The organism is Gemmatimonadota bacterium, from assembly GCA_009835325.1.
Classification (GTDB): domain Bacteria; phylum JAAXHH01; class JAAXHH01; order JAAXHH01; family JAAXHH01; genus JAAXHH01.
Map to the genome: position 1 here is coordinate 83,901 of VXWP01000059.1, position 25,140 is coordinate 109,040.

The window sequence follows — 25,140 nt, forward strand, 5'->3', positions numbered from 1 at the left end:
CGTCCAGGTCGACTTCATTAAAAAACACATCGTCGCTATAGTCCGGGGCACCGGCCAAAGACTCGCTCCTTTTTCAGGATTTGGGATTTGAATGAGGCCGCATCTAAGATAGGGAGGGAAAGGCGACTTCGCAATACAATTATGTCAGTAATCCTATATCAGTACTCCCCGATCCACTTGCTCCTCAGCGCATCGAGCGTTCCCTTCTGTTCCATTTGAAACAGCCACAGGTTCAGGAAGTTGACGAAGGGCTGGTCGCCGCGGACGGTCATGTATCCTATATCTTCCCGGGTCAACGGTTCACCCGGACTCACGGCGTACAGCACCGGATTCTGTCTCGCGTAGATCACCGCCTCCACGTTGTCCGTGAACATCACGTCCACGTCACCGGCCGCCACGGCCGGCTGGACGTCCAGGTTGTTCTCGAACATGACGATCGCAGCCTGCCGGATGTTAGCCCGCACGAAGGCTTCGTTGGTGCCGCCTCGGTTTACCCCGATCCGCACCCAGGGCCGGTCCATGTCCTGCAGTCCCCTGAAACGGTTACGGTCGGACTTTCTGATGAGCGCCGACTTTCCGATGGTGACATACGGGTTGGTTAGCGCGAGGATCTTCTGCCGATCGAGTGTCCGCGTAATGCCGCTCATGGCCAGGTCGAACCGGTCACCCATGGTGTCGTCCGAAAGCGTGCTCCAGGTCGTCGGCACGAACCGGACGCTGACGCCGAGGGCTTCACCGAGCAGCTGCGCCGCGTCGATGTCCATGCCCTCGTAGGTACCGGTCTCCGGATTCAGATAGGTGAAAGGCTTGTAGTCGCCGGTCGTCCCGATCCGGATCTCGCCCCGTTCCTGGATCCGGTCCAGCAGGGAAGTCTGGGCGTGGGCGTATGCTGAAAGGGCACTCAGTAAGGCTAGCAGAAGAAGCGATGGGATGGCGCGCATAGGGATAGTCCTCATAAATCAATCCAGTAGAGTATGATTCACCGTGGGAACTTCGATCGATCTGCGGATCGGGCTGTCGGTGAGTTTATAGTGCTTCCGGCCCGGTGTGTCAATGCATCTTGACAGGCCAGTGCCGGGTTTCTACCTTGAAACGGCACTCGGACCAATTGTAATACACGTGGCATTCCCGTCTGTCCACCCGCTGGAAATCTTGCCCTTTCAGGCCATGTCACCAGCCTCCTCCAGTACGATACGGACATCGTCGACCGCGCTGTTCATCCTTCTGATCATTTCGCCCTTTTTCTTTGACCGGTGGCTGTCCCGCGAGGCAGACGTACGTGAGGCAGACTCGGCAGACCCGGGTCGATACGGGTTCCTGCTGACCGACGCGACGGCGGCGGCCGGCATAGATTTCGTCCATGCGAAGCCGCAACTCGATCCGAAACTCGACCCGATCATGCCCCATATCTCGGCCCTCGGGGCATCCGTCTCGGTCGCGGATTTCGACAATGACGGTTGGCAGGACCTGTACGTGACCAGCAGCCGGAAGGGTACGCCGAATGCCCTGTACCGGAACCTGGGCGACGGAAGCTTCGTGGAGGTTGCCCGGGAAGCCGGTCTGGCCGATTTGAACGGGGACGGCGGCGTTTCCATGGGCTCGGTGTGGGGGGATTACGACAACGACGGATTCGAGGACGTCTTCATCTACATGTGGGGCCGGCAGCGCCTGTACCGGAACCGGGGCGACGGTACCTTCGAGGACGCGACCGGGCAGGCCGGGCTCGACCGGTGGATGAACGCCAACAGCGCCGTGTGGACGGACGTCGACCGGGACGGCCTGATCGATCTTTACGTGGGCGGGTATTTCTCGGAAGTCCATGACCTGTGGCAGGTTACGACGACGCGAATCATGCAGGAGAGTTTCGAATACGCGAACAACGGCGGCCACAATTACCTCTTCCTGAACCGGGGAAACGGCCGCTTCGAGGACGTGACGGAAGCGTACGGGGCGGACTGCACGCGGTGGACCATGTCCGTCGGCGCGGCGGACCTGAACGGCGACGGCTGGCCCGATCTGTACCTGGCCAACGATTACGGTCCCGAGGTGCTCCTCCTCAATATCGAAGGAAAGCGTTTCGAGCAGCCCGCCGGGACCACGCTGGAGGAGACCTCCAAGAGCGGTATGAACGTGGCCTTCGGCGACCTGTACAACGACGGACGGGCGGACGTCTACGTGACGAATATTTCGAAGCGTGGCTACCTGTTCCAGGGGAACAATCTCCGCCGCAACCTGATCGCGGAAAACGGCCGGATGATCAACATCGCGGAAGGTGAAATCGCAGACGCGGGCTGGGCCTGGGGCGCGCAGTTCGGGGACCTGAACAACGACGGTTCCGTGGACCTCTTCGTCACCAACGGCTTCGTATCAGCCGATCCGGAAGAGGACTACTGGTACGAGATGTCGCGCGTCGCCATGGGCAACAACAACATCTTCCAGGACGTGCGGAACTGGGCGCCCATGGGCGATCAGAGCCTGTCGGGATTCGAGCGGTCTAGGCTGTACCTGAACGACGGCACCGGGCGCTTCTACGATGTGGCGGCATCCGTCGGCGTAAACGACCGGTACGACGGCAGGGGGGTCGCCCTCGCGGACCTCTTCAACAGGGGCGTGCTCGACGTGGTGGTGGCCAACCAGGATGGTCCCCTGATCCTGTACCGGAACGAGGTCGCCGATGAGAACGCGTGGATTGCCTTCGAATTGAAGGGCACCCGTGGCAACGCGAGCGCCATCGGCGCGGAGGTCCGGGTATTCAGGGACGGCCGGCAACAGCTCCAGGTCGTGACGGCGGGCGCGAGTTTCGCCGCCCAGAGCCAGCGGAGGCGGCATTTCGGCCTGGGAGCCGCCACGGAGATCGAACGGGTCGAGATACGCTGGCCGGGCGGGACGGTGCAGACGCTGGAACGTCCCGATATCAATCGGCTGCACACCGTGACCGAACCGGAGGGATGATGGGCGCAACCAGGGCCGCGGAGTCCGGATCCACCGCGGGACCGCCGAAGGGGGCGGGATGGCAGATCGACCCGCGGTACCTGTCCTCCGGCCTGATAACTCTGATCCTGGTCTTCGGCCAGCTATACGTGGGATTCCTCCACGACCTGTCGCAGCTCTTCACGGCAATCGTCGTTGCCCTTGTGGCGGAACTGGCCCTTGGACGCCTGCTGACGGGCCGGTGGCCCAACCCCGCCAGCGCGTACATCACCGGTATCAGTTGCGGGATTCTGCTGAGGTCGCTTGCCCTGTGGCCCTACGCCATCGCCAGCCTGCTTTCCATCCTGTCGAAATACGTCCTCCGCTTCAGAGGCCGGCACCTGTGGAACCCATCCAACCTGGGCATCTGCGTGGTGCTCTTCGCGGCGCCCGGGACCGTGGCCGCCCTGAGCGAGCAGTGGGGCAACGACCTCTGGGCCATGGCCGTGATCTGGGTGCTGGGTTCGGTCATCCTCTGGCGGGCGAAGCGTTTTCACGTTACCTTCACGTACGCCGCCTCCTTCGTCGTGCTCGCGTTCGCGCGGTCCTTGTTGACCGGAACCCCGTTCCTGTCCGAGGTCGCGCCCATTACCGGCCCCATGTACCAGCTCATGGCCTTCTTCATGGTCACGGATCCCGCCACGTCCGTCTCATCTCGCAACGGCCGAATCGGGGTGGCTTTTCTGGTGGCGCTGGCGGAAATGGTACTGCGGCTCTACGAAATCGTGAACGCACCGTTGTACGCGCTGTTCCTGGTGGGACCGGCGGCGAAGGTTCTGGACTTGAAACGTTCGATCTGACCGAAAGGGAGTTCACCATGGCCCTCAACGTAGGCATCGTCGGCGTGGGCGGCATCGCGCACTGTCACGGCAGGGCGGCCCGGGAGGTGCCCGAAGCGGAACTCGCCGCGATTTGCGACGTCTCCCAGGACGCGCTGGACAGGTTCGGCGAGACCTTCGGGGTCTCCCGACGCTACACGGATCTGGAGCGCATGTTGCAGGACGAGGAAATCGACATCCTCTCCATCTGTACCTGGGGCGATTCCCACGCGGATCTCAGTATCCAATCCGCGCGGACCGGCCGGGTCAAGGCGATTCTCTGTGAAAAACCCATCAGTTCGACGGCGGCCGAATGCGAAGCCATGATCGAATCCGCGCGGGATCACGGCGTCCTGCTCGCCGAGGCCTTCAAGTTCCGCCACCACCCGTGCCATATCAGGGCGAAGGAGCTCATCGACGCCGGCGAGATCGGCAAGGTCAAGTTGATCCGCAGTACCTTTACCGCGGCGGTAGATCCAGATAATCTGAGACCGGACTACAACTGGCGGTTCAACAGGAACAAGCGCGGCGGCGCCACCTACGACCTGGGCTGCTACTGCATACACCACGCCCGGTTCATCACGGGAAGCGAACCGGAACAGGTCCATGCGCGCGGCCACTACGGCCAGCGGTCACGGGTGCCCGAGTCCGTCCTGGCGCAACTCGAATTCCCCGGCGAGATCAGCGCGCAGTGCGCCTTTTCCTTCCGGTTCCATAGTTCCCAGGAGTTCGAGGTGTTCGGTACGGACGGCTACATGCGGATGGACATGGCCTGGAACAACGAAGATCACCCGGTCGTGCTGGAAATCAGAAAAAACGACGGGGAAGAAAGGACCATCCGGTTCACCCCGGTCTTTCAATTCACCAATCAACTGCGACACCTTGGCGAATGTCTCGAATCCGGCCGGCCGCACCGGATTCCACCGGAGAACAGCCTGGGCAACATGCGGGTCATCGACGCCGTGCACGCGTCCATTGACGCGGGACAGCCCGTGGTTTTAAATACCGCTTAGTTTCTCGGGCTCACGCTTCATACCCAACAGAGGAGGACATCGAGCAATGAGAATCACACACACCAGCGTCACCGTAGATGACCAGCAGAAGGCGCTTCGCTTCTACACGGAAACACTGGGCTTCCAGTTGAAGCACAACATACCCCTGGGAGAACATTCCTGGATCACCCTGGTATCCAAGGAGGATCCGGATGGAACGGAGCTGGTGCTCGAACCTGACGCCTATCCCCCTATGCGACCGTTCAAGAAGGCCCTTGTGGAGGACGGCATTCCCTGGACTGCCTTCTCGGTCGACGACGTCGCAGCCGAACACGAGCGTCTCGAGGCAAAGGGCGTGCGGTTCGTACAGCCGCCAACGGATGCCGGCACCGTTGTTATCGCCGCCTTCGACGATACGTGCGGCAACTTGATTCAGATTATGGCGGAGAAGGACCAGGCGTGACGATCGCCTAGACCTCGTCGTCCATCATGTGGTCCACGGGCATGGCGCTCGTTTTCAGGGAGGAACATGATGCTCAGGAACATCCTCGCGGCCATCGTCGGCTACGTTGTCATGGCCGCCGTACTCTTCGTACTCTTCTCGCTGCTGTGGGTGGCCGTGGGACCCACGGGCGCTTTCCAGCCGGGTTCGTGGGAAGTACCTGTCGGCTGGGCGCTCGGTTCGCTCGTGCTGGGGTTCGTAGGGGCGTACATCGCCGGCCTGGTTTGCGTCCGGATAGGGCACGATGCCAGGGCTGCCACGATTTTGATCGGCCTCGTGATCGTGTTCGGGGTGGTGAGGGCTCTGACGCCGGTGGAGATGGCGGCAGGACCGCGTCCCGACGATGTGTCGCTGATGGAGGCGACCGCGGGTGCTGTTCATCCGGCATGGTTCAACTGGCTCAACCCGCTTGTCGGGGCGGTGGGTGTCTGGTTCGGATCGCGGAAGTCGCGCGCTTAACAACGCGCAACAAGCAGATTCGTAATAACCGAGCACGTAGTAGTCAACCCGTATCAGTCAACAGGATCACCGGCGGCAGGATGAACAACGGTCCATCGACCGGACCTGGTTAACTGGAGCGGCACGTACCATGACCTTAGAAGAAATGACCCTCGGCGTCGAAGAGGAATATCAGATCATCGACCCCGAGTCGCGGGAACTGACTTCCTACATCTCCGAGTTTTTAGAAAAAGGGAAGCGGGTCTTTCGCGACCAGGTCAAGCCGGAATTCCTTCAGTCCCAGGTGGAAATGGGTACCGAGGTCTGCAGGGACATCAAGGAAGTCCGAAGGGAGATCGCCCGTCTTCGGAGCATGGTGTCCGAAATCGCGGAAAAGAGCGGCCACCGGATCGTGGCGGCCGGCACCCACCCCTTTTCCCGCTGGCAGGAGCAGGAAATCACCGAGAAAGACCGGTATCGCAGCCTGGTCGCCGACCTGCAATACGTCGCCCGCCGCCTGCTCATCTTCGGCATGCACATCCACGTCGGCATTCCCGATCGGGAACTGCGCATCGACACCATGAACCAGATCGGCTATTTCCTACCCCACATCCTGGCCCTGTCGTCTTCGTCCCCCTTCTGGATGGGAGACAACACGGGGCTCAAATCCTACCGGAGCATCGTGTTCTCCGAGCTGCCCCGGACCGGCATACCCGATCGGTTCGACTCGGCCGTCGAGTACGACCATTTCATCCAGACGATGATCAAGACCGGCTGCATGGACGAGCCCACGAAAATCTGGTGGGACGTGCGGCCCCATCCCCGTTTTCCTACACTGGAACTCCGCATCTGCGACTGCATCACCAAAATCGACGAAGTGGTGGCCATCGTGGCCCTGGTCAGGGCGGTGGCGGCCAAGTTGATCCGGCTTCGGCGAGAGAACCAGTCATGGCGGTACTACCGGCGCGACCTGGTGGCCGAGAACAAGTGGCGCGCCATCAAGGACGGGCTGGACGGGAGCCTGGTCGACTTCGGCAAGGAAGAGGAAGTGCCCCTGCGATTCCTCATCGAAGAACTGCTGGATATCGTGGACGACGTCGTGGATCCACTCGGCGTCCGGGAGGAGATCGAGTACATCCGGGTCATGCTCGAGCGGGGGAGCAGCGCGGACCGGCAACTCAGAACCTATGATGAAACCGGTGACCTGAAGGCGGTCGTCGACCAACTGGCCGAGGAGACGGTGACGGGATTGTGATCGGGACGTAGGTCGAACGCCCGCTCTGTTCGTAAATCACTGAAGCTTGAATCTAATTGGTTTCTTCAGTCCTGCTGTATACAGTGAGACGAGTGCGCCCCATGCCTTCCCGTTCCAGACCCAACCTCCTGTGGATTTCCTTCGAGGACACCGGCCCTTACTACGGTTGCTACGGAGACCCGGTAGCCCGCACGCCGAACGTGGACCGGTTCGCGGCTGAGGGGTGCCGGTGGACGCGCTGTTTTTCCACGTCGGGGGTATGTGCTCCGGCCCGTTCGGCCATCATCACAGGAATGTACGCGATTTCCGTCGGTACGCACCACATGCGGACCACTCACGCCGATCCCGCTGTACCCGAGTTGCCCACGCCATATTCCGCGGTTCCGCCCCACTACGTCAAGTGTTTCACCGAGTACCTGCGGGCGGCAGGCTACTACTGCACGAACAACTTCAAGACCGACTACCAGTTCGAGCCGCCGCTGACGGCCTGGGACGACCAGGGCGACGCGGCCCATTGGCGCAACCGGCCCGATCCGGACCAGCCTTTCTTCGCCGTCTTCAACCTCATGCGCAGCCATGAAAGCGGGATGTGGCCGGAGAAGTGCCCGTCGCCCGAGTTCGATCCCGAAGCCATCGAGCCGCCGCCCCACCTGCCCGACACGCCGAAGGTCAGGGAGACCCTGGCCCGCATGTACACCCATATCGCCCACAACGACCGGGAATTTGGCACGCTACTGGAGCAGCTGGAAGCAGACGGACTCGCCGACCATACCTACGTCTTCAACTGGAGCGATCATGGTCCCCTGCCCCGGGGCAAGCGCTGGCCCTATGACGCGGGCATACATGTGCCGCTCATCGCGCGGGGACCGGACCTGAAAGGCGGGCGGGTATGCGAAGACCTGGTCAGCACGATCGACCTGGGTCCCACGATGCTGTCCCTGGCCGGCGTAGAAATCCCGCACCATATCCAGGGCCGCGCTTTTCTCGGGGAGCAGGCCCGGCCGTCACGGGACTATGTCTACGCCAGCAGGGACCGCCACGACGTGTCCTACGACATGGTCAGGGCCGTGCGCGACGGCCGATACAAGTACATCCGGAACTACCGGCCCGATCTGCCGTATCTTTCCTGGATTCCTTACCGCAACCGTCATCCGATCATGCAGGAGATCTGGCGGCTTCGCGTGGAGGGCGGCCTCGACGAGGCGCAGTCGGCCCTGTTCCGGTACCCCCGGCCCGTCGAGGAGTTTTACGACACGGTGGCCGATCCTCATGAAGTTCACAACCTGGCCGGTAATCCCCGGATCCGCGGCGACCTGGAGCGGATGCGCGAAGCGCTCGATGCATGGATCGAAGAAGTGGGGGACATGGGCCGCATCCCCGAAAGCGAGATGGTCCGGACCTGGTATCCGGAAGGCCGCCAGCCCGAGACCGCCCCCGTGGTCTGCGTGCCCATATGCGCCGAAAGTCCCGGGATCGAACCCGCTCCGGAGGGCGGCACCTATGATGGACCCATGCTGCTGCAACTGCATTGCGCAACGCAGGGCGCATCCATCGCCTACGCGCTCGAGGCCGGGGACAACCCCCATTGGCTATTGTATACCGAACCGCTCCGGCTCGAGGCCGGCGAGTACCGGGTGCGGGCCCGGGCAATTCGGATCGGGTACAAAGAAAGTCCCGAGATCCGGGCGAAGTTCCTGGTTCGGGAAGCATGAATAGTGCGCGGTGGCGAACCGGGACCCGGCGCGGCGGCACGTCCGGCCGTCACCCGGGCGCGGCAGGCCCCGTCTTCAAAGAGGTTGACCATCAGGTGGTGAATCATTAAGAAAATACAAGCACGTTACGCGAAGTTCAGGTGTTTCGAACCCGGAGCCCCGCCATGGACCCTTCCTGTCTTGCCTACCGTTTGACGGACGAAGAGCGGCGACGATTCGATGAACAGGGTTTTTTCATCGTGGAGAGCGTCCTGCCGGGCGACATGGTCGAAGCACTGGGGAGGATCGCGGACCGCATCGATGCCGAACGCCGTCCGAACATGGGGGGCAGCCCCTACAGTATCAAGAACCACTTCGACATCATCGGCCAGGACGACCTGCTGCTGGAACTGCTTGACTGGCCGAAGACCTTCCCCAAGGTCTGGGGTATTCTCGGCTGGCACATCCAGTTGTACCATTCCCATTTAATCGTTTCGCCACCGTCGCCGGCGGATCAGAAGCCTAAAAAACGGCGCCTGGGCTGGCACCAGGACAGCGGCAGGCTCAATATCGACCTGGAGACCACGCCCCGTCCGCGGGTGTCGCTGAAAGTGGCCTTCTTCCTGAGCGACTGTACGGCGACCGACCGGGGCAATTTCCACGCCATTCCGGGCAGCCATCAAAACGAGGCGATCGACTTTCCCGAAAACGCAGAACTGGATCCGGAAGGCGCCGTACCGATTCGGGCCGCGGCCGGCGACGCGGTGTTTTTCGATCGCCGTCTCTGGCACGCTTCCGGGATCAACTACTCCGATCTCACCCGCAAAGTGTTGTTCTACGGCTACAGTTACCGCTGGCTGCGTCCCCGGGACAACATGACGGTGGACCACTACATGGACCGAAGCGACCCCATCCGCCGGCAACTCCTGGGCGCCGGACCCTCGGGCGGCCATGGCTATACCTCGCCTCTTCCGGAAGATATCCCGCTGCGCGAATGGATCGCTGAACATGCGGGCCGGGAGTTCGTGGTAAACTGAGCAAGGTTATCGGTACATTGCCTGATTCATCAGAGACCCTGGCGGAGCAGCAGGCCCTGCTCGACCGAATCGCCGAAGCCATAGCCGCACGCGAGCTCACCGCGCCCGCGGTCCTCTTCCTGGAATCCATGAAACCCCTCTCGTTTCTGGGCGGCCAGTTCATGGCTTTCCTGAGTCCCTTCATACACATGGTGGTGGACGCATCGGACTACGACCGGATCGCCGAGGCCATCGAGCGCCGGGAGAACGTGGAGTTCCTGATCCAGCGCATAGAGCATCACGCCTCCGAGGCGGATGACACGGCAAACTGACTCCATGGCCCTTCCAACAGAAATCAACGTCATCCTGGCCACGGACTGCGGCAGCACGACCACCAAGGCCATCCTGATCGAGCGGCGGGACGGCGCGTACCGTCTCGTCGTCCGCGGCGAGGCGCCGACAACCGTGGAAGCGCCCTTCGAGGACGTCACGCGGGGCGTCCTCAACGCGGTGCGCGAGGTGGAGGAGCAGTCCGGCCGCGAGATCCTCGACGGAGAACGGATCGTGTCGCCCGCCGAGGGCGGCCGAGGGGTGGACATCTACGTCTCGACGAGCAGTGCCGGCGGCGGGCTTCAGATGATGGTGGCCGGCGTGGTCTTGAGCATGACCGCCGAAAGTGCCGAACGGGCGGCCCTGGGCGCGGGCGCCATCGTCATGGAAACCCTGGCGTCCAACGATGGGCGTCTGCCCCACGAGCGCATCGAACGCATACGCCAGCTCCGTCCTGACATGATCCTGCTGTCCGGCGGTGTGGACGGTGGCACGAAGTCCCACGTGGTCGAGATGGCCGAGTTGATCGCCGCGGCGGACCCGAGACCCCGATTGGGCAGCGGCTACGACCTGCCGGTGATCTATGCCGGGAACGCCGACGCCCTCGAGGACATTGCCCGGATCCTGACCGAACGGACGGAACTCAGCCAGGTGGACAACCTGCGGCCCGTGCTCGAAGCGGAGAACCTGGGCCCCGCCCGGGAACAGATCCACACCCTGTTCATGGAACACGTGATGGCCCAGGCGCCCGGCTACGGCGACCTGATGGCGTGGACCCACGTGCCGATCATGCCTACGCCCGGCGCCGTGGGACGGATGGTGCGGGTCGTCGCGGAACGAAACGGAATCGACGTGCTGGGCGTTGATATCGGCGGTGCGACTACCGACGTGTTTTCGGTCTTCGGCGGCGCGTTCAACCGGACCGTCAGCGCCAATCTCGGCATGAGCTACAGCATTTCCAACGTGTTGACGGAGGCAGGACTGGAGAACATCGCGCGGTGGCTGCCCTTTGAATTGACCGACGCCGACCTGAAGGACCGCATGGGCAACAAGATGATCCGGCCCACCAGCATTCCCCAGACCATGGAGGAGCTGATCATCGAGCAGGCCGTGGCCCGCGAGGCCCTGCGGCTGGCCTTCGAGCAGCACAGGAACTTCGCCGTCGAGTTGAAGGGCGTGCAACAGCTTAGAACGATATCGGACACCTTCGACCAGCAGACGGGCGGCCGGACCCTGGTCGACCTGATGAACCTGGACCTGGTCATCGGCAGCGGGGGCGTGCTCTCCCACGCGCCGAGCCGGGCGCAGGCCGCGCTGATGATGGTGGACGCCTTCCAGCCGGAGGGCATCACGAACCTGGCGGTGGACAGCATCTTCATGGTGCCCCACCTGGGCGTGCTGTCGACCGTACATGAAACCGCGGCGCTGGAGGTCTTCGACCGGGATTGCCTCGTCCATCTCGGTCCGTGCGTCGCACCCGTGGGTACCGGATCGCCCGGCGCCCCGTGCGCGACCGTAAAGGCGAGGACGGACGACGCGGAATGGACGCACGAGGCGGCCGTGGGCGAACTGGCCGCGATTCCGGCCGGGGAGGCGGAGGAGGTCGCCCTGGAGGTCTCGCCGTCCCGCGGGTTCGACGCCGGTTCCGGACGGGGCGTGACCGTCGCCCGTACCGTGCGGAACGGCCCCCTGGGCGTGATCATCGACACCCGCGGCAGGCCGCTTCAACCGCCGGAGGACGCGGCAGAACGGATAGAAACGCTGCAGAGGGATTACCGCGCACTCGACCTTTTTCCGGAGTCCGGCTGATGGCCCACGCCTATACATCCGGCCTGCGCGTATCGCCGCGGACCGTCGTCGCCAGGACGCGCCGCCTGCCCCTGAGCGGACAGGTGCTGGTAGATGTCGGCGACCGGGTACGGCCCGACACGGTGGTCGCCGAAACTTTTCTACCCGGCCCGGTGCACAACGTCAACGTCGCCAATGCACTGGCCATCGCACCGGAGGAAGTGCCGGGCTGCATGCTCAAGCATCGGGACGAACCGGTGGCGAGAGGCGAGTTGATCGCCGAATCGAAGGGCATATTCGGTCTGTTCAAGTCCAGCGTTCGTTGTCCCGAGAGCGGCACCATCGAAATGGTCTCGGAAGTGACCGGACAGGTGCTCATCCGGGAACCGTCGACGCCGGTGCGGATCAACGCCTACCTCGACGGCACGGTCACCGAAACGCTGCCGGGGGAGGGCGTCGTGGTGGAAACGGCCGGCGCCTGCATTCAGGGGATCTTCGGCGTGGGGGGCGAAACGCACGCGCCCATACACCAGATCGTCCAATCGCCGGAAGACGAGGTCAACGGTGAGATGATCGATGACCGCCTGCGGGGCCGGATCGTCTGCTGCGGATCCATGATCACCCTTGACGCGTTGCGTAAGTTGATAGAGGTCGGCGCGTCCGGCGTGGTCGTGGGCGGCATGCGGTACCACGATATCGGCGACCTCCTTGGATACCAGATCGGTGTCGCGGTGACTGGCGGGGAAGACATCGGACTGACCATGATCGTCACCGAAGGCTTCGGACGGCTGCCCATGGCCGAACGCACCTTCGAACTGCTCCGTTCCATGCAGGACCGCGAAGCTTCCCTGAGCGGCGCCACGCAGATCCGGGCCGGTGTGATCCGTCCCGAGATCATCATTAAATCCGACGGCGACGAGGCGTCTGCTGATCAGGCCTCCTCGGATCGGGCGGCCCCGGCCGGCCGCGGCCTGGAAGCCGGTTCGCTGGTACGGCTGATCCGAGAACCCTGGTTCGGGGAACTCGCCACCGTGGCGTCGCTGCCCGAACAACCCGTGCGGCTTCCCACGGGCGCCTTCGCCCGGGTGCTGGAAGCGCGCAGGACGAACGGAGCGCTCGTGACGGTACCCCGGGCGAACGTGGAGATCGTGGAGACCTGATGCACCGCTTCCCAACCACCCGCATACTGTGTGGTGTACCCCATTCGAGTGGGCTGATGCGTGCGGTCTGCGCGTTCGCGGCGATCTCCACCTTGCTGCGTGCGGTCTTCGCGTCCGCAGCGGTCTTCTCCTTGCTGCAGGCGGATCCCGTTCTGGCCCAGGCCGGCACCGAATCCGGCTGGTTCAACGCGGACCGGACCCAGGCCCTGGTCCTGGGGATCATCCTGACGGGCGCTATCCTGCTTTACGTCGTGCTGGCCTCCGCGGGCCGGCCGCTATTCATACGCAAGATCGCCGGCCTGGAGACGGTGGAGGAAGCCGTGGGACGGGCGACGGAGATGGGCAAGCCCATCCTATACGTCCCCGGCCTGAACGACATGGACGAGGTGCAGACCATCGCGTCCATGAACCTGCTGGGCCATCTCGCCACCATCATCGCGGGCTACGATTCCAGGCTGCACGTGCCCGTACGCAAGTCCCTCGTCATGAGCGTGGCCCGGGAAACCGTGCAGCAGTCCTACCTTTCCGCGGGCCGTCCCGACGCCTACCAGGAGGACGACATCCACTACGTCTCGGATGCGCAGTTCGCATACGCGGCGGCCGTCGACGGCATCATCGTGCGGGAAAAGCCGGCCGCCTGTTTCTACCTGGGCGGGTTCTACGCCGAATCCCTTATCCTGGCGGAAACGGGCAACTCCATCGGGGCCATACAGATCGCGGGAACGGCAAGACCTCCCCAATTGCCCTTCTTCGTGGCGGCCTGCGACTATACGCTGATCGGAGAGGAATTGTTCGCCGCGAGCGCGTACCTGTCCAAGGAACCACGCATGCTGGGCAGCCTGAAGGGACAGGACGCCGGCAAGGGCATCGCCATCATATTCATCCTGGCCGGCAGTGCGCTGGCCACCCTGGAATCCATTACCGGAAGTGAAACCGTCCGCGAAGTCTCCGAAATCGTGCTCTGGCTATTCAGGTAGATCCCATGCGCCGTAGAATACCCCTTATCATCACCTTCATCATCGGCGTGGTCCTGATTACGGGATACTTCGTGACGCGGGGCCCCTTCAATACGCTCTACGAGAGTTTCTCGGACTACTTCGCCATCATTACCGTCTTCGCGTTCATCCTCGGCGGAGGGAGCCTGCTCAAGATACACCTGAAACGCGTTTCCAGCCGCGCCGCGGACTGGCCCTACAGCGTGGTCACCCTGGTGGCCTTCCTCGTCACCCTGGTAATCGGCCTGTTCAAGGTGGGCAACCCCGGCGGGATGGGCGGGGAGATCCTGGCCTCGGGTTCCTGGCTGCGTTTCATGTTCGACGGGGTCTACAACCCGCTGTCGGCCACCATGTTCTCCCTGCTGGCCTTCTTCGTCGCCTCGGCTTCGTACCGCGCCTTCAGGGCGCGCACGAAGGAGGCTACCATCCTCCTGTCGGCCGCCATGGTCATCCTGCTGGGCAGGACCCCCGTAGGAGCGTGGATGACGGCCTGGATGCCGGAAAGCCTGGCCTTCCTCGAACTGCCGAACCTGGCCAACTGGATCATGGCCTGGCCCAATACCGCCGGTCAGCGGGCCATCATGATCGGCATCGCCCTGGGGGTCATCGCGACATCTCTACGCATCATCCTGGGGATCGAACGCAACTACCTGGGCCGGGGAGAATAAGCATGCGGATTCCCGATTCCATCCTTCAGATCGATCGCCGGATCATCTTCGTGCTCATCGGGGCGGCGGTCTGCATCCCCCTGCTCCTGAAACCCCGCTTCCAGGACAGCCCCACGCCTATCGTACAGTCGATCTTCGACACCGTGGAACGGCTACCGTCCGGGTCGCGGGTGTTCCTTTCCTTCGATTACGGCCCGGACACCGCGCCCGAGCTGGACCCCATGGCGAAGGCCCTCGTACGGCATACGATGACCCGCGGCCACGAGGTGTCCTTCTTCACCCTGTTTCCCGAAGGGGTGGGACAGATCAAGAAGATCACGGACAACATGCTGCCCGTGGAGTTCCCGGACAAGGCATACGGGCGGGATTACGTGAACCTGGGGTACAAGGCCGGTCTGGGCGGCGCGATCAACACCATGGTGGTCAACTTCAGGACGCTGGTCAACGCCGACGCAGAGGGCACGCCGCTCGACGATCTTCCCATAACCGCGGACGTGGACGAGATGGTGGATTACGTCATCATCCTGAGCCTGACCGCGGGGGACCCGGGACTGAAGGAGTGGATCCAGTTCGCGGGCGACATCGCGGGAATTCCCGTCATGGGCGGCGGTACGGCCGTGGTGGCACCGGAACTCTATCCCTACTATCCCCAGCAGCTGGTCGGCTTGATGGGTGGCCTCAAAGGGGCTTCCGAGTACGAGTCCGCCCTGGTGGACCGGTATCCGGCCTACCGGAACGCCACGATGGAGGCCACCATGCGCATGGGTCCCCAGGTCGTGACCCACGTGCTGATCGTCCTGCTGGTCCTGCTGGGCAACCTGGCCTACTTCCTCGGCCGGTCTGGCCGGGCGGACCGGACAGGCCAGGGGGGCCGGGTATGACGCCGGACGTAGAGGACTTCTTATGGACGTAACGCTGATGCTCTGGATCGACGCGGCCCTCACGCTGATGATCCTCAGTTTCCTGTACCGGGACAATCCCTTCTACAAGTTCGCCGAACACCTGTTCGTCGGCGTTTCGGCCGCTTACCTGATGGCCGTCGGGTTCTGGGACCACCTGGTGCCGAATCTGCTCGGCAAGCTGTTCCCTTCGCTCATGTCGAGCGTCGTGCCCGGCGCCGAGGGCCGGTCGCCGGACTACTACTACCTCATCCCCGCCGTCTTCGGACTGCTGCTGCTCACCCGCCTGATCGACCGCTGGGCCTGGCTCAGCCGCTGGGCCCTGGCCTTCATCGTAGGCGGCGCGGCGGGATTCAACCTGCCCCGCTTCCTCGATTCGGACTTCATCATCCAGGTCCAGAGCACCATGATCCCCCTCGTGGTGCTCGACACTTCGGGTAATCTGCTCTGGGGCGCCAGCTTTTCCCACATCGTGCTCGTCCTGGGCGTGATCTGCGGCCTGGTGTACTTCTTCTTCTCCGTGGAGCACAAGGGCGCGCTGGGACACGTGTCCCGCGCGGGCATCTGGGTGCTGATGGTGACCTTCGGCGCGGCATTCGGGTACACGGTCATGGCGCGCATCTCCCTGTTGACCGGCCGGATGGAAGCCCTCGGCGCCTGGCTCGGTTCGATCTTCTGAACAAGCGTACCGTTCGGTACCTGCGACCATGATTTCTGTTGCGCACGGCCCTGGTCCGCTGTTACTTACTGAACCGTTCTTTTCGGTCCCGGCGCGTTCCGCCGGGAGAGGGTGCACACGTGCAAGGAAGTTTAATGAAAGCCATCATTCCCGTCGCTGGCAGCGGCAGCCGATTGCACCCCGTCACGCTTGAGACTCCCAAGGCCCTGGTCCCCGTCGCCGGCAAGCCGGTGTTGGAATACCTGCTCGACCAGGTAACCGGCATGGGCATCCGCGACGTCGTGCTGGTGATCTCGCCATCGGGCGACGCCATCCGCCGGTACGTCGACCGGAGGGATGACCTCGAAGCCCGGTACGTCGTGCAACGCGAGCCGCTCGGGATCGGACACGCCGTGCACCTGTGTGCGGACCTCGTGGATGACGAGCCGCTCCTGGTCCTGCTGGGAGACGTCATCTATCTTTCTGATTTTGCTTTCCTGGCCGGGGAGCCGTCCGGCAACGCCATCGGCGTCAAGCGGGTCTCCGGTGACCTGAGCCGGTACGGACTGGTTGAAATCGAGGACGGTCGGATCACCCGGCTGGTAGAGAAACCCGATCATCCCGCATCGGATCTCGCGATCGCCGGGATCTACTGTTTCTCCAGTCCGCGGCCGCTCATGGAAGGTCTGGCAACCCTGGTAAGGTCCGGCCGAAGGACCCGGAACGAGTATCAGCTGACGGACGCCCTGCAGTGGATGGTGGAACGAGACGAACACCTGGTCCCCTTTGAAGTCGACGACTTGTACGACTGCGGCACGCCGGACCGCCTGCTGGAGGCCAACAGGCGGTTGCTCGACCTGAACGGGGGGCGTTGCGACATTCCCGGCAGCGTGATCATTCCGCCGGTAGACATCGCGTCCGACGCCCGGGTCCACCGGTCCGTCATCGGACCTCACGTCGCCATCTCGTCCCGGGCTTCCGTCGCGTGCACCGTCGTCCGTGACGCCACCATCGGAAGCCACGCCCGTGTCGAGAACTGCGATCTCAGGGGTTCCATCGTTACCCCCCATGCCGTCCTGGCCGATACGGTAAGGCGCGTTTCGGTCGGCCGGGGTGGTCTGGGCAGCCCGCACAGCCCGCACAGCCCCGACGGTCCGCACAGCCCCGACGGTCCGCACAGTCCCGACGGCGTGGAAGGCGCGCGCTGCGAAGTTTTCGTCTGACCGATTACCGAAACCACGAACCCGATCGTTCCCGACCCACGGGTCGATCATCAGGAGCATGACGCATGACACCCGGTTACCTCTTCACTTCCGAATCCGTTACCGAAGGCCATCCCGACAAGGTCGCCGACCAGATCTCCGACGCGGTGCTGGACGCCGTCATCGAACAGGACCCCTACGCCCGCGTGGCCTGTGAAACCTTCGTCACCACGGGCCTGGTGGTCGTCGGGGGAGAAATCTCGACGGACGGCCACGTGGATGCGCAAAGCGTGGCCCGCGAGACCGTCAAATCCATCGGGTATACGGATTCCGGGTTCGGGCTGGACTGGGAGTCCTGCGGCGTGGTCGTCTCCCTCGATCAGCAGTCCGCCGACATCGCCATGGGGGTGGACCGGCAGGGCGCGGGCGACCAGGGCATGATGTTCGGCTACGCGACCAACGAGACCCCCGAGATGATGCCCCTGCCCATCACCCTGGCCCACCGGCTGACCCGTAACCTCGCGGCGATCCGGAAGAACGGCGCGGCCCCGTATCTGCGTCCCGACGGCAAATCGCAGGTCACGGTGGAATACGTCGATGGCCAGCCCCGCCGGATCGACACGGTGGTCATCGCCGCCCAGCACGACCCGGACGTTTCGAACGAGCAGATCCGGGAGGACATCGTCAACGAGGTGATCGGTCCCGCGTTGCCGGAGGAGTTGATCGACCCGGGCCGGATCAAGTACCACGTCAACGCGACCGGCCGTTTCGTCACCGGCGGACCCCAGGGAGACGCCGGCCTGACCGGCCGGAAGATCATCGTGGACACCTACGGAGGTTACTGCCGCCACGGGGGCGGGGCCTATTCGGGCAAAGACCCGACCAAGGTGGACCGCTCGGCTTCCTACGCGGCCCGCTACGTGGCCAAGAACGTCGTCGCGGCCGGACTGGCCGAGAAATGCGAGATCCAGCTTGCCTACGTCATCGGCGTGGCGGAGCCGGTTTCCGTCAACGTCAATTCCTTCGGTACCGGCGCTGCCGACGACCTGGAGATCACCCGTCTGATCCGCAAGCACTTCGACCTGACGCCCCAGGGTATTATCGAAAGCCTCGACCTGCGCCGGCCGATCTACCGACCCACGGCGTCCTACGGACACTTCGGCCGCAACGAAGCGGGTTTTACCTGGGAGAACTGCGACAAGGCGGAGGAGCTAAGGAACCACGCCTGAGCCGCCATGGGCTGGGCAGCCCGTCTGGCGGACCAGGGTGTTGCTGCGCGCAGCGAATCTCACTTCGGCGCTCTGACCAGCAGAATCAGGGCCACCAGGCAGAATAGGGCGTTGGCGCCCCATGCCGCCGCCATGGGCTCGAGCAATCCGGCGTGTCCGAAGGCCTGGGCAAAGCGGAGCAGCCCCCAGTAGACGAAACATATACCGATACTGAGGGCGAATCCCACCGCTACACCGCCCCGTCTCAGGTGAGAGGCCAGCGCGCCGCCCAGCAGCACGATGATCAGGCCCGCGCTGGGAAAGGCGATCTTCAGATTGAGGTCCACCAGGTAGCCCTGCACGTCTCCGCCTCCGCGCCGGACGTTCTGTATCAACTGGTCGAGTTCGTCGTAGCTCATCTCCTCGGGACGTTTCTGCCCACGCATGAAATCTTCCGGCGTTTCGGACCATCCGTCCTGTTCCATTTCGGCGAATGTAATGTATTCGGACAATCCGCCTCCCGGCCGGAACCGCCGTTCCACCCCGTTGGAAAGCAGCCAGCGCCCGTCTTTCCAGGCGGCGCTTTCCGCCGTGAGTACGCTGGAGACGAGGCTGTCGCGGAATTCGGTGACGAAAACCCCCGTGCCCTCCGCGTCGCGTCCGTCGAATACGCGGATATAGAACTGGCGCCCTCCCTCTCCCCTGAAAAACACTTCGTTCCGGATGTGCTGGCCTGCTCCGCCCTGCAGGTCGACGTGTTCCGACTGGATTTCGGCCCGTTTCATGCTCGTATGGGGCACGAGCCATTCACCGGCCCAGAACAGACACGCGCTTACGACCGCGCTGACGAGGAGCATGGGCCGCAGAAGCCGGTACACACTGAGCCCCGATGCCTTCATGGCGGTCAGCTCGCCCAGCCTGGTCAGTTGGCCGAAGGTATACAGGCTGGCGAGCAGCAGGCTGACGGGAATCGTGAGTACGAAGATATAGGGGGTGTAATAGACGTAGTAGAGCGCGATGTATACCGGGGCCACCTCGCGGTCGAGGAAACGATCCAGCTGCTCGATGAGATCGACGACGAAGAAGATGCTGACGAAGGCGACCAGGCTGACGGCGATGGCGGTGACGAACAGGCGGAGTACGTACCGGGTGATCAGGGACATGTAACGGCGTTCCTCCGGTGGTATCGAAGCGAATTGAAGCGTGTCCAGGGGCGACCAGGCTGTCCAGGCTGACCAGGCTGACTGTCAGATGCGGTCCCGGCCGGTAACCCAGACCAGGAAGGCGCCGGGAACGCCGATGACGATATTCGCCGCCCACATCGCCCAGACGGGATCGATCATGTCGCGGTCCGCCAGTTCTTCACCGCCGAGCAGACAGGCCCAGTACAGCAAGAAGAAGCACAGGCTGACGCCCACGCTGACGCCGATGCTTCCGCGGCGGATGCGAACCCCCAGCGGCGCGCCGATCAGCACGAAGACGAAACAGGCCGCTGAAATGGCGTACTTCTTGTGGATCTCCACGATGTAGCTGTTCTTCTGCCGCTGCCTCAGCGATACCGTCCGCTCCGCCCGGTCCCTCGCCGCCTCGAGGGAATCCGCCTTTGCCTCCGGGAGAACCGGGCCGGGTACCAGTTTTGCGGATGCTGCGTCGATCTCCTGTTGCCATTCATCGATTCTGGCGCGCATCATCTCGATGTTCAGCTCGCGGTCGCCCCGGATCCCCGCCTCCGATCGCTGGACGCCGGCCGGTTCGGTGCGGATCGTGAACCGCTGCCGCTCGAAGATCTCTTTGAAATAGCGCCCCGAAGATTCGTCCTGCTGAAGCAGTTCTCCGTCGTACAGCATGAGATCGAGCCGGCTGCCCGTCTCGTTGACGTGGAATTCACCGGACTCAGCCGTCATGAGGCGCGGGTAGCTCAGGTTCCCCGTCTCGTAGATGGTGATACCGGAGATTTCGTTGTTTCTCGGGTTGACCCGGTCGATCAGGATGCTGTATCCCGGAATGTCCTTCATGAATATGTTTGCGTTGAAGAGTAACGTGGGACGCGCACGGTGGATATCGTTCATGAGCGAACGCGCCCGGTAGTTGGCTTCGGGCAGTATGACGTCCATGAAGAACAGGTGGCCGCTCCCCAGTAGGATTCCCGCTGCCAGGACCGGCGAGACCATCTGGAAGAAACTGACGCCGCCTGCCTTGAGCGCGGTGACCTCGTTATCGGCCGAAAGCCGGCCGAAGGCCATGAGGCTGGCGACCAGCACGGACATGGGGATCGATACGGCGACGATCCAGGCCAGGTTGAGGAAAAAAACCTCGAGCACGATGAACAGGTCGAGGTTCTTGCCGATGATGAGGTCGGCGATCTGAAATATGATGTCCATCACGAGGATGAACGTGATGACCACGAAGGAGAAAAGAAAGGGACCGACGTGCGCCTTGAACACGTATCGGTAGAGGTGAACCGGGAGGGTCATGGGCCAATCGGGCGGATAACGGGCCGGGGGAGGGCATTCCGACGCGTCCGATGTCGGGTTCCGTCAACAATAGTTACGATGTTTTGAAAAGGTCCCTCGACTATTCGAATATAGCGTGCGATACCGGGGATAAGCAAGCGGTTTTATCCCGCGCGGCGGTCCCGGGACAGCGGGAAATTCGCTTGACTCGCTCTGTGTATCGCGCTATACTCATTTCACTAATTTTCATATAAGGAGCATCCCCAATGGCCAGTTTGAATAAAGTCATTCTGATCGGTAATCTCGGCGCGGATCCCGAGATGAGGTATACGCCTGCCGGCCGGGCCGTGGTCAACTTCCGCATGGCCACGACGCGCCAGTGGAACACGCAGGACGGAGAACGGCGGGAAGAAACGGAATGGCACCGTATCGTGGCCTTTTCGAAACTGGCGGAGATCTGCGGCCAGTATCTCAAGAAAGGCGCGCCGGTGTATGTCGAAGGACGGTTGCAGACCCGTTCCTGGGAGGATCAGAACGGGATGAAACGGTACATGACCGAGATCGTGGCGAACGAGATGCAAATGCTGAGTGCCCGCCAGCAGAATGAGCTTGCATCGGACGCGCCCGGAGGAACCAAAAGCACGGCGACGGAAGTGCCGCCTTCTTCGCCCGAGTCCGATTCCGACGACGATCTTCCGTTTTGACGCCATTCGCGGGATAGCCCGTTCGTCGCAACCGGTTGCTCCTTCCAACGTGGGCCTGTAGTGAGAACCCATGACCGTTAGACTTAGCGGCAACGGGCTTCCCCGAATATCGATCCTTATTGCCCGCCAGGAACCCGTCGAACCGCTGATCAGGTGGTTGAGCGGCGCAGGTTACCCCTTAACGGAACTGCAGTACACCGTTGTTGAAGACCTCCACGCTCGCATACCCGATTCGGACGTCCTGCTCATCCAGACGGACCGGCCCCGGACGGTCCTTCCCTTCGTGATGGACGAACTGCGGTCGCGCGGGTTCCGGCACGCCCCCGCGGTCATCGTCCTGACCGGCTGTGACGCCATCGGCGACCTCGACGTCACCCGGGGAATCGACGATTTCATCTGCGCGCCATACAACGTCCGCGAGTTCGATCTTCGCATCAAGAACGTCCTCTGGCGGCGCCACAGCGTGCAGATCCAGGACATGATCGTATGGGGCGACCTGCTGATCAACCTGGGCAACTACGAAGTCACGATCCGGGGCAAGGCGATCGACCTGACCCTCAAGGAGTACGAGTTGCTCAAGCACCTGGCCCGGCACAGGGGACGGGTGTTTACGCGGGACGAGTTGCTGACCGCCGTCTGGGGATACGATTATTTCAGCGGTACGAGGACGGTGGACGTGCACGTGAGACGGCTGCGCATGAAGATCGAACGCCACGGCGTGCATATCATCACGACCGTCCGGGGCGTCGGCTACAAGTTCGGAGATTGAGATGCGCAGGACTTCCCTGATCCTGTTCACCCTGGTGTGCGTGATCATCGGATGCGCGTACTACAATACCTTCTACAACGCCAGGAAAGCGTTCAAGGAAGGGGAGCGTATACGTCTCAACCAGCAGACTCCCGATGGCGGCATACCGCCCCTGGCCCTTGCCTCCTACGAGCTTGCCGTCGAAAACGCGGGTCTCGTCCTTCGGGACCACTCCGGCAGTTCCTATGTAGACGACGCGCTGGTCCTGATCGGCGACGTCCGGTCGATACAGGGACAGCATCTGCAGGCTATCAAGCGATATGAGCAGGTGCTGAGGCTGTTCCCGGACGGCGAATTTACCGGCCACTGCGTTTTTTCCCTGGGCAACAGCCTCCTCAACGCGGGAGATTCCACCCGGGCCGATGAGCAGCTGGAACGCTTCGTCAGGGAGTTTCCCGACAGCGACCGGTTTCCGGACGCCCTGATGCTTCGGGGAAAGATCGCCCTGGGCGGCGCCCGCTACGGGGAAGCCGTCGCGCGGTTCCAGGAAGTGCTGGAAACGCGGCCCGGCGATGAACGGGAGGCGGAAGCCAGGTACCACATCGCACTTGCCAGGCTGGAGGAGCATCGGTTCTCCGAAGCTCGGGAACAACTCGCCCATGCCATCGACCAGGCACGTACTCGGAAGCTCAAGTTTCAGGCGGCTTTCATGCTGGGTGAAAGCTTGCGGCGCGAGGGGGATCTGCCGGCTGCGCTGCGGACATTCGAGTCGTTGCTGGATCAGCGCGCCTTCAGCGACTACCACCCCGAGGTGATGCTGGCGATCGCCGCGTGCCTGGCTGAAATGGACTTGCATGATTCGGCCGTCTCCACGTACGAGTCGCTCATCACCTATTTCGAGTCCGACCGGAGTCACGCGGAGGAAGTCTCCCGGGCCATGTTCGAACTGGGGGAACTATACCGGACCGCGGGAGATCTCGATCTGACAGAGCAGTGGTATGACGAGGCGCGGCGCACGAGTCCGCGTTCATTCTGGGTCGGGGATGAGGCCGACAGGAAGCATGGCGCCATACGCGAACTGCGGCGCCTGGACGGTAACCTCGGAAACCTGCTGGCCGCGATGGAAGCGATGAAATCCTCCGGCGATCCCGACTCGAATACCTCGTCGAACTACGCGCAACTGACGGAAGACGCGGTCGGCCTGCGATACCAGCTGGCGGAACTGTACCTGTTTCAGCTGGAGATGGCCGACTCGGCCCTGAGCCAGTACCGCGCCATAGAAGAAGCGTCGAATGATCCCTCCATGGCCGCCAAGGCCGCATTCGCAAGGGGCTGGATACTCGACGAGATGCTGAATGACACGGATAACGCCGGTTCGGTCTTCGATTCCATCGCCGTTCGGTATCCCGGGACCGCGCACGCCGTGGAAGCAGCCATCCTGCGGTCGAAACCCATCGTAGGTGAACTGCCCCCGGACCGGCTCTTCGCCGAGGCGGAACGGCTGCTTTTCGAAACCGACCGGCCGGACTCCGCGCGCGGGCTCTACGAAATGGTCCTCCAACGGGATCCGGATGGTGAATACGCGCCGCAGGCGCTTTATGCATTGGGCTGGCTTGCAGAGACGCATTTCGACGATCCGGACACCGCCCTCGACCGCTACCGCGAAATCGTGGAACGCCATCCCCGGTCTGAACAGGCGAATTCCGTTCGCGACAAGATCCGCCTCATGGAGGAACTGCTTCCTGCCACGAACGCGGACCCGGATCTGGCCCCGGCACCGGCTCCAGACCCGGCCTCGGCCCCGGCTCCGGACAAATGATGCGTTGACATCCGGGCCGGCCGGCTGTATTGTAGTGGAGCATGTCCACCATCCCCATCTGCCAGTACGACGCCGAGATCCTCACCAACCGTGAAATCGGTCCCGGCCTGTACTGGATCGACCTGCTGGCACCCGAAATCACACGACACGCCCTGCCCGGTCACTTCGTACACCTGATCGCTTCCGATGTCTCGGAGAACAGCAGCAGGCAGACCTGGCTCCGTCACACCCCTTTGCTCAGGCGTCCTTTCAGCATAGCCGAACGGGATCCGGAACGCGGCGTTTTCGGGCTCATATACCGGATCGTCGGCGGCGGCACCGAGATCCTGGCGACGCGCCGCCGCGGAGAACGGGTCGACGTGCTCGGCCCCCTTGGGAGGACTTTCGAACCCGTCCGTGCGGGACGGCCGGTGATCATGATCGCCGGGGGCGTCGGCGTGGCGCCCTTTCTCTCCCTGGTCCAGGAGACGGCAAGGGATGGACGGGCGCGGCCGGCGGACATGACGGTACTCTTCGGCGCAGCAACGGCGGGTCTCTTGAGCGGTGAAGAGAAATTCCGCGAATACGGCGTCGACGCCAGGCTGGCGACCGACGATGGCACGACCGGCCACCACGGCCTGGTGACGGACCTGCTGGAACGGGAACTGGCTTCCTCGCCACGTCGATGCGCCTATCTCTATGCCTGCGGACCGACGCCCATGATGCGGCGTTGCCAGGAAATCGCCCGGGAAGCCGGTATCGACGGACAAGTCTCCCTCGAGGGGATCATGCCCTGTGGCGTGGGCGTGTGCATGGCCTGTGTCGTGGCCTGCGCAGACCCCGATAC

General features: G+C 63.0%; 23 protein-coding genes. 20 read left to right on the plus strand and 3 right to left on the minus strand.

Annotated elements, in window-relative coordinates; translation table 11 throughout:
* Nucleotides 1–158 precede the first annotated feature (158 nt).
* Nucleotides 159–956 carry a transporter substrate-binding domain-containing protein gene (locus tag F4Z81_07615; protein ID MXW04921.1) on the minus strand — a complete coding sequence of 266 codons (798 nt, stop codon included), beginning with the start codon at nucleotides 954–956 and terminating at the stop codon, nucleotides 159–161.
* Between the two features lie 97 nt (nucleotides 957–1,053).
* On the opposite strand from F4Z81_07615, the gene F4Z81_07620 reads away from it, so the two are divergent.
* The 16 genes from F4Z81_07620 to F4Z81_07695 all read left to right on the plus strand — a co-directional run bounded on the left by F4Z81_07620 (nucleotide 1,054) and on the right by F4Z81_07695 (nucleotide 18,611).
* Nucleotides 1,054–2,952 (plus strand): CRTAC1 family protein, encoded by a 1,899-nt coding sequence (locus tag F4Z81_07620; GenBank protein ID MXW04922.1) that lies wholly within the window; start codon nucleotides 1,054–1,056, stop codon nucleotides 2,950–2,952.
* 58 nt (nucleotides 2,953–3,010) lie between these two features.
* Nucleotides 3,011–4,801, plus strand: a complete 1,791-nt coding sequence (locus tag F4Z81_07625) for a Gfo/Idh/MocA family oxidoreductase (protein MXW04923.1) — start codon at nucleotides 3,011–3,013, stop codon at nucleotides 4,799–4,801.
* Between the two features lie 46 nt (nucleotides 4,802–4,847).
* Nucleotides 4,848–5,243 carry a VOC family protein gene (locus F4Z81_07630; protein ID MXW04924.1) on the plus strand — a complete coding sequence of 132 codons (396 nt, stop codon included), beginning with the start codon at nucleotides 4,848–4,850 and terminating at the stop codon, nucleotides 5,241–5,243.
* Between the two features lie 66 nt (nucleotides 5,244–5,309).
* Entirely contained in the window at nucleotides 5,310–5,741 is a 432-nt protein-coding gene (locus F4Z81_07635; protein ID MXW04925.1) for a hypothetical protein, read from the plus strand.
* A gap of 130 nt (nucleotides 5,742–5,871) precedes the next feature.
* Nucleotides 5,872–6,975: a carboxylate-amine ligase gene (locus tag F4Z81_07640; protein ID MXW04926.1), complete on the plus strand. Its 1,104-nt coding sequence runs from the start codon at nucleotides 5,872–5,874 to the stop codon at nucleotides 6,973–6,975.
* Nucleotides 6,976–7,076: 101 nt separating this feature from the next.
* Nucleotides 7,077–8,687, plus strand: a complete 1,611-nt coding sequence (locus F4Z81_07645) for a sulfatase-like hydrolase/transferase (GenBank protein ID MXW04927.1) — start codon at nucleotides 7,077–7,079, stop codon at nucleotides 8,685–8,687.
* A 164-nt stretch (nucleotides 8,688–8,851) separates the two neighbouring features.
* Nucleotides 8,852–9,703 carry a phytanoyl-CoA dioxygenase family protein gene (locus F4Z81_07650; protein MXW04928.1) on the plus strand — a complete coding sequence of 284 codons (852 nt, stop codon included), beginning with the start codon at nucleotides 8,852–8,854 and terminating at the stop codon, nucleotides 9,701–9,703.
* 17 nt (nucleotides 9,704–9,720) lie between these two features.
* Complete coding sequence (locus F4Z81_07655) at nucleotides 9,721–10,014, plus strand: hypothetical protein (protein MXW04929.1); 294 nt, start codon at nucleotides 9,721–9,723, stop codon at nucleotides 10,012–10,014.
* A gap of 4 nt (nucleotides 10,015–10,018) precedes the next feature.
* Entirely contained in the window at nucleotides 10,019–11,821 is a 1,803-nt protein-coding gene (locus F4Z81_07660; GenBank protein ID MXW04930.1) for a methylaspartate mutase, read from the plus strand.
* Nucleotides 11,821–12,960 (plus strand): hypothetical protein, encoded by a 1,140-nt coding sequence (locus F4Z81_07665; protein MXW04931.1) that lies wholly within the window; start codon nucleotides 11,821–11,823, stop codon nucleotides 12,958–12,960. The genes F4Z81_07660 and F4Z81_07665 overlap by 1 nt, the downstream gene beginning before the upstream one ends.
* Nucleotides 12,960–13,937, plus strand: coding sequence for a hypothetical protein (locus F4Z81_07670; protein ID MXW04932.1), 978 nt, complete (start codon nucleotides 12,960–12,962; stop codon nucleotides 13,935–13,937). Before F4Z81_07665 ends, F4Z81_07670 begins: the two co-directional genes overlap by 1 nt.
* Nucleotides 13,938–13,942: 5 nt before the next feature.
* The gene (locus F4Z81_07675; GenBank protein ID MXW04933.1) at nucleotides 13,943–14,623 is read left to right on the plus strand and encodes a hypothetical protein; all 681 of its coding nucleotides are present in this window, start codon (nucleotides 13,943–13,945) and stop codon (nucleotides 14,621–14,623) included.
* Between the two features lie 2 nt (nucleotides 14,624–14,625).
* On the plus strand, nucleotides 14,626–15,504 hold the full coding sequence (locus tag F4Z81_07680) for a hypothetical protein (GenBank protein MXW04934.1): 879 nt from the start codon (nucleotides 14,626–14,628) through the stop codon (nucleotides 15,502–15,504).
* A gap of 22 nt (nucleotides 15,505–15,526) precedes the next feature.
* Nucleotides 15,527–16,201: a hypothetical protein gene (locus tag F4Z81_07685; protein MXW04935.1), complete on the plus strand. Its 675-nt coding sequence runs from the start codon at nucleotides 15,527–15,529 to the stop codon at nucleotides 16,199–16,201.
* Nucleotides 16,202–16,335: 134 nt separating this feature from the next.
* Entirely contained in the window at nucleotides 16,336–17,403 is a 1,068-nt protein-coding gene (locus F4Z81_07690; protein MXW04936.1) for an NTP transferase domain-containing protein, read from the plus strand.
* Nucleotides 17,404–17,468: 65 nt separating this feature from the next.
* Nucleotides 17,469–18,611 carry a methionine adenosyltransferase gene (locus F4Z81_07695; GenBank protein ID MXW04937.1) on the plus strand — a complete coding sequence of 381 codons (1,143 nt, stop codon included), beginning with the start codon at nucleotides 17,469–17,471 and terminating at the stop codon, nucleotides 18,609–18,611.
* Nucleotides 18,612–18,670: 59 nt separating this feature from the next.
* On the opposite strand, the gene F4Z81_07700 is transcribed toward F4Z81_07695, so the two are convergent.
* Together F4Z81_07700 and F4Z81_07705 are read right to left on the minus strand one after the other, a co-directional pair.
* The gene (locus F4Z81_07700; protein ID MXW04938.1) at nucleotides 18,671–19,753 is read right to left on the minus strand and encodes a YjgP/YjgQ family permease; all 1,083 of its coding nucleotides are present in this window, start codon (nucleotides 19,751–19,753) and stop codon (nucleotides 18,671–18,673) included.
* 84 nt (nucleotides 19,754–19,837) lie between these two features.
* The gene (locus F4Z81_07705) at nucleotides 19,838–21,064 is read right to left on the minus strand and encodes a YjgP/YjgQ family permease (protein MXW04939.1); all 1,227 of its coding nucleotides are present in this window, start codon (nucleotides 21,062–21,064) and stop codon (nucleotides 19,838–19,840) included.
* 245 nt (nucleotides 21,065–21,309) lie between these two features.
* Between F4Z81_07705 and F4Z81_07710 the strand changes: the two genes are divergently transcribed.
* The 4 genes from F4Z81_07710 to F4Z81_07725 all read left to right on the plus strand — a co-directional run.
* Complete coding sequence (locus tag F4Z81_07710) at nucleotides 21,310–21,747, plus strand: single-stranded DNA-binding protein (GenBank protein MXW04940.1); 438 nt, start codon at nucleotides 21,310–21,312, stop codon at nucleotides 21,745–21,747.
* Between the two features lie 286 nt (nucleotides 21,748–22,033).
* On the plus strand, nucleotides 22,034–22,516 hold the full coding sequence (locus F4Z81_07715; protein MXW04941.1) for a response regulator transcription factor: 483 nt from the start codon (nucleotides 22,034–22,036) through the stop codon (nucleotides 22,514–22,516).
* A gap of 1 nt (nucleotide 22,517) precedes the next feature.
* Nucleotides 22,518–24,314, plus strand: coding sequence for a tetratricopeptide repeat protein (locus F4Z81_07720; protein ID MXW04942.1), 1,797 nt, complete (start codon nucleotides 22,518–22,520; stop codon nucleotides 24,312–24,314).
* A 41-nt stretch (nucleotides 24,315–24,355) separates the two neighbouring features.
* Nucleotides 24,356–25,140, plus strand: a 785-nt coding sequence (locus F4Z81_07725) for a dihydroorotate dehydrogenase electron transfer subunit (protein ID MXW04943.1), incomplete at its 3' end; no start/stop codon positions are given.

What these genes read in the sequence shown, in the direction of transcription:
- F4Z81_07615 (MXW04921.1), bottom strand. Translation starts at nt 956, where the DNA reads ATGAGGACTATCCCTATGCGCGCCATCCCATCGCTTCTTCTGCTAGCC.
- F4Z81_07620 (MXW04922.1), top strand. Translation starts at nt 1,054, where the DNA reads ATGCATCTTGACAGGCCAGTGCCGGGTTTCTACCTTGAAACGGCACTC.
- F4Z81_07625 (MXW04923.1), top strand. Translation starts at nt 3,011, where the DNA reads ATGGCAGATCGACCCGCGGTACCTGTCCTCCGGCCTGATAACTCTGAT.
- F4Z81_07630 (MXW04924.1), top strand. Translation starts at nt 4,848, where the DNA reads ATGAGAATCACACACACCAGCGTCACCGTAGATGACCAGCAGAAGGCG.
- F4Z81_07635 (MXW04925.1), top strand. Translation starts at nt 5,310, where the DNA reads ATGATGCTCAGGAACATCCTCGCGGCCATCGTCGGCTACGTTGTCATG.
- F4Z81_07640 (MXW04926.1), top strand. Translation starts at nt 5,872, where the DNA reads ATGACCTTAGAAGAAATGACCCTCGGCGTCGAAGAGGAATATCAGATC.
- F4Z81_07645 (MXW04927.1), top strand. Translation starts at nt 7,077, where the DNA reads ATGCCTTCCCGTTCCAGACCCAACCTCCTGTGGATTTCCTTCGAGGAC.
- F4Z81_07650 (MXW04928.1), top strand. Translation starts at nt 8,852, where the DNA reads ATGGACCCTTCCTGTCTTGCCTACCGTTTGACGGACGAAGAGCGGCGA.
- F4Z81_07660 (MXW04930.1), top strand. Translation starts at nt 10,019, where the DNA reads ATGGCCCTTCCAACAGAAATCAACGTCATCCTGGCCACGGACTGCGGC.
- F4Z81_07665 (MXW04931.1), top strand. Translation starts at nt 11,821, where the DNA reads ATGGCCCACGCCTATACATCCGGCCTGCGCGTATCGCCGCGGACCGTC.
- F4Z81_07670 (MXW04932.1), top strand. Translation starts at nt 12,960, where the DNA reads ATGCACCGCTTCCCAACCACCCGCATACTGTGTGGTGTACCCCATTCG.
- F4Z81_07675 (MXW04933.1), top strand. Translation starts at nt 13,943, where the DNA reads ATGCGCCGTAGAATACCCCTTATCATCACCTTCATCATCGGCGTGGTC.
- F4Z81_07680 (MXW04934.1), top strand. Translation starts at nt 14,626, where the DNA reads ATGCGGATTCCCGATTCCATCCTTCAGATCGATCGCCGGATCATCTTC.
- F4Z81_07685 (MXW04935.1), top strand. Translation starts at nt 15,527, where the DNA reads ATGGACGTAACGCTGATGCTCTGGATCGACGCGGCCCTCACGCTGATG.
- F4Z81_07690 (MXW04936.1), top strand. Translation starts at nt 16,336, where the DNA reads ATGAAAGCCATCATTCCCGTCGCTGGCAGCGGCAGCCGATTGCACCCC.
- F4Z81_07695 (MXW04937.1), top strand. Translation starts at nt 17,469, where the DNA reads ATGACACCCGGTTACCTCTTCACTTCCGAATCCGTTACCGAAGGCCAT.
- F4Z81_07700 (MXW04938.1), bottom strand. Translation starts at nt 19,753, where the DNA reads ATGTCCCTGATCACCCGGTACGTACTCCGCCTGTTCGTCACCGCCATC.
- F4Z81_07705 (MXW04939.1), bottom strand. Translation starts at nt 21,064, where the DNA reads ATGACCCTCCCGGTTCACCTCTACCGATACGTGTTCAAGGCGCACGTC.
- F4Z81_07710 (MXW04940.1), top strand. Translation starts at nt 21,310, where the DNA reads ATGGCCAGTTTGAATAAAGTCATTCTGATCGGTAATCTCGGCGCGGAT.
- F4Z81_07715 (MXW04941.1), top strand. Translation starts at nt 22,034, where the DNA reads ATGGACGAACTGCGGTCGCGCGGGTTCCGGCACGCCCCCGCGGTCATC.
- F4Z81_07720 (MXW04942.1), top strand. Translation starts at nt 22,518, where the DNA reads ATGCGCAGGACTTCCCTGATCCTGTTCACCCTGGTGTGCGTGATCATC.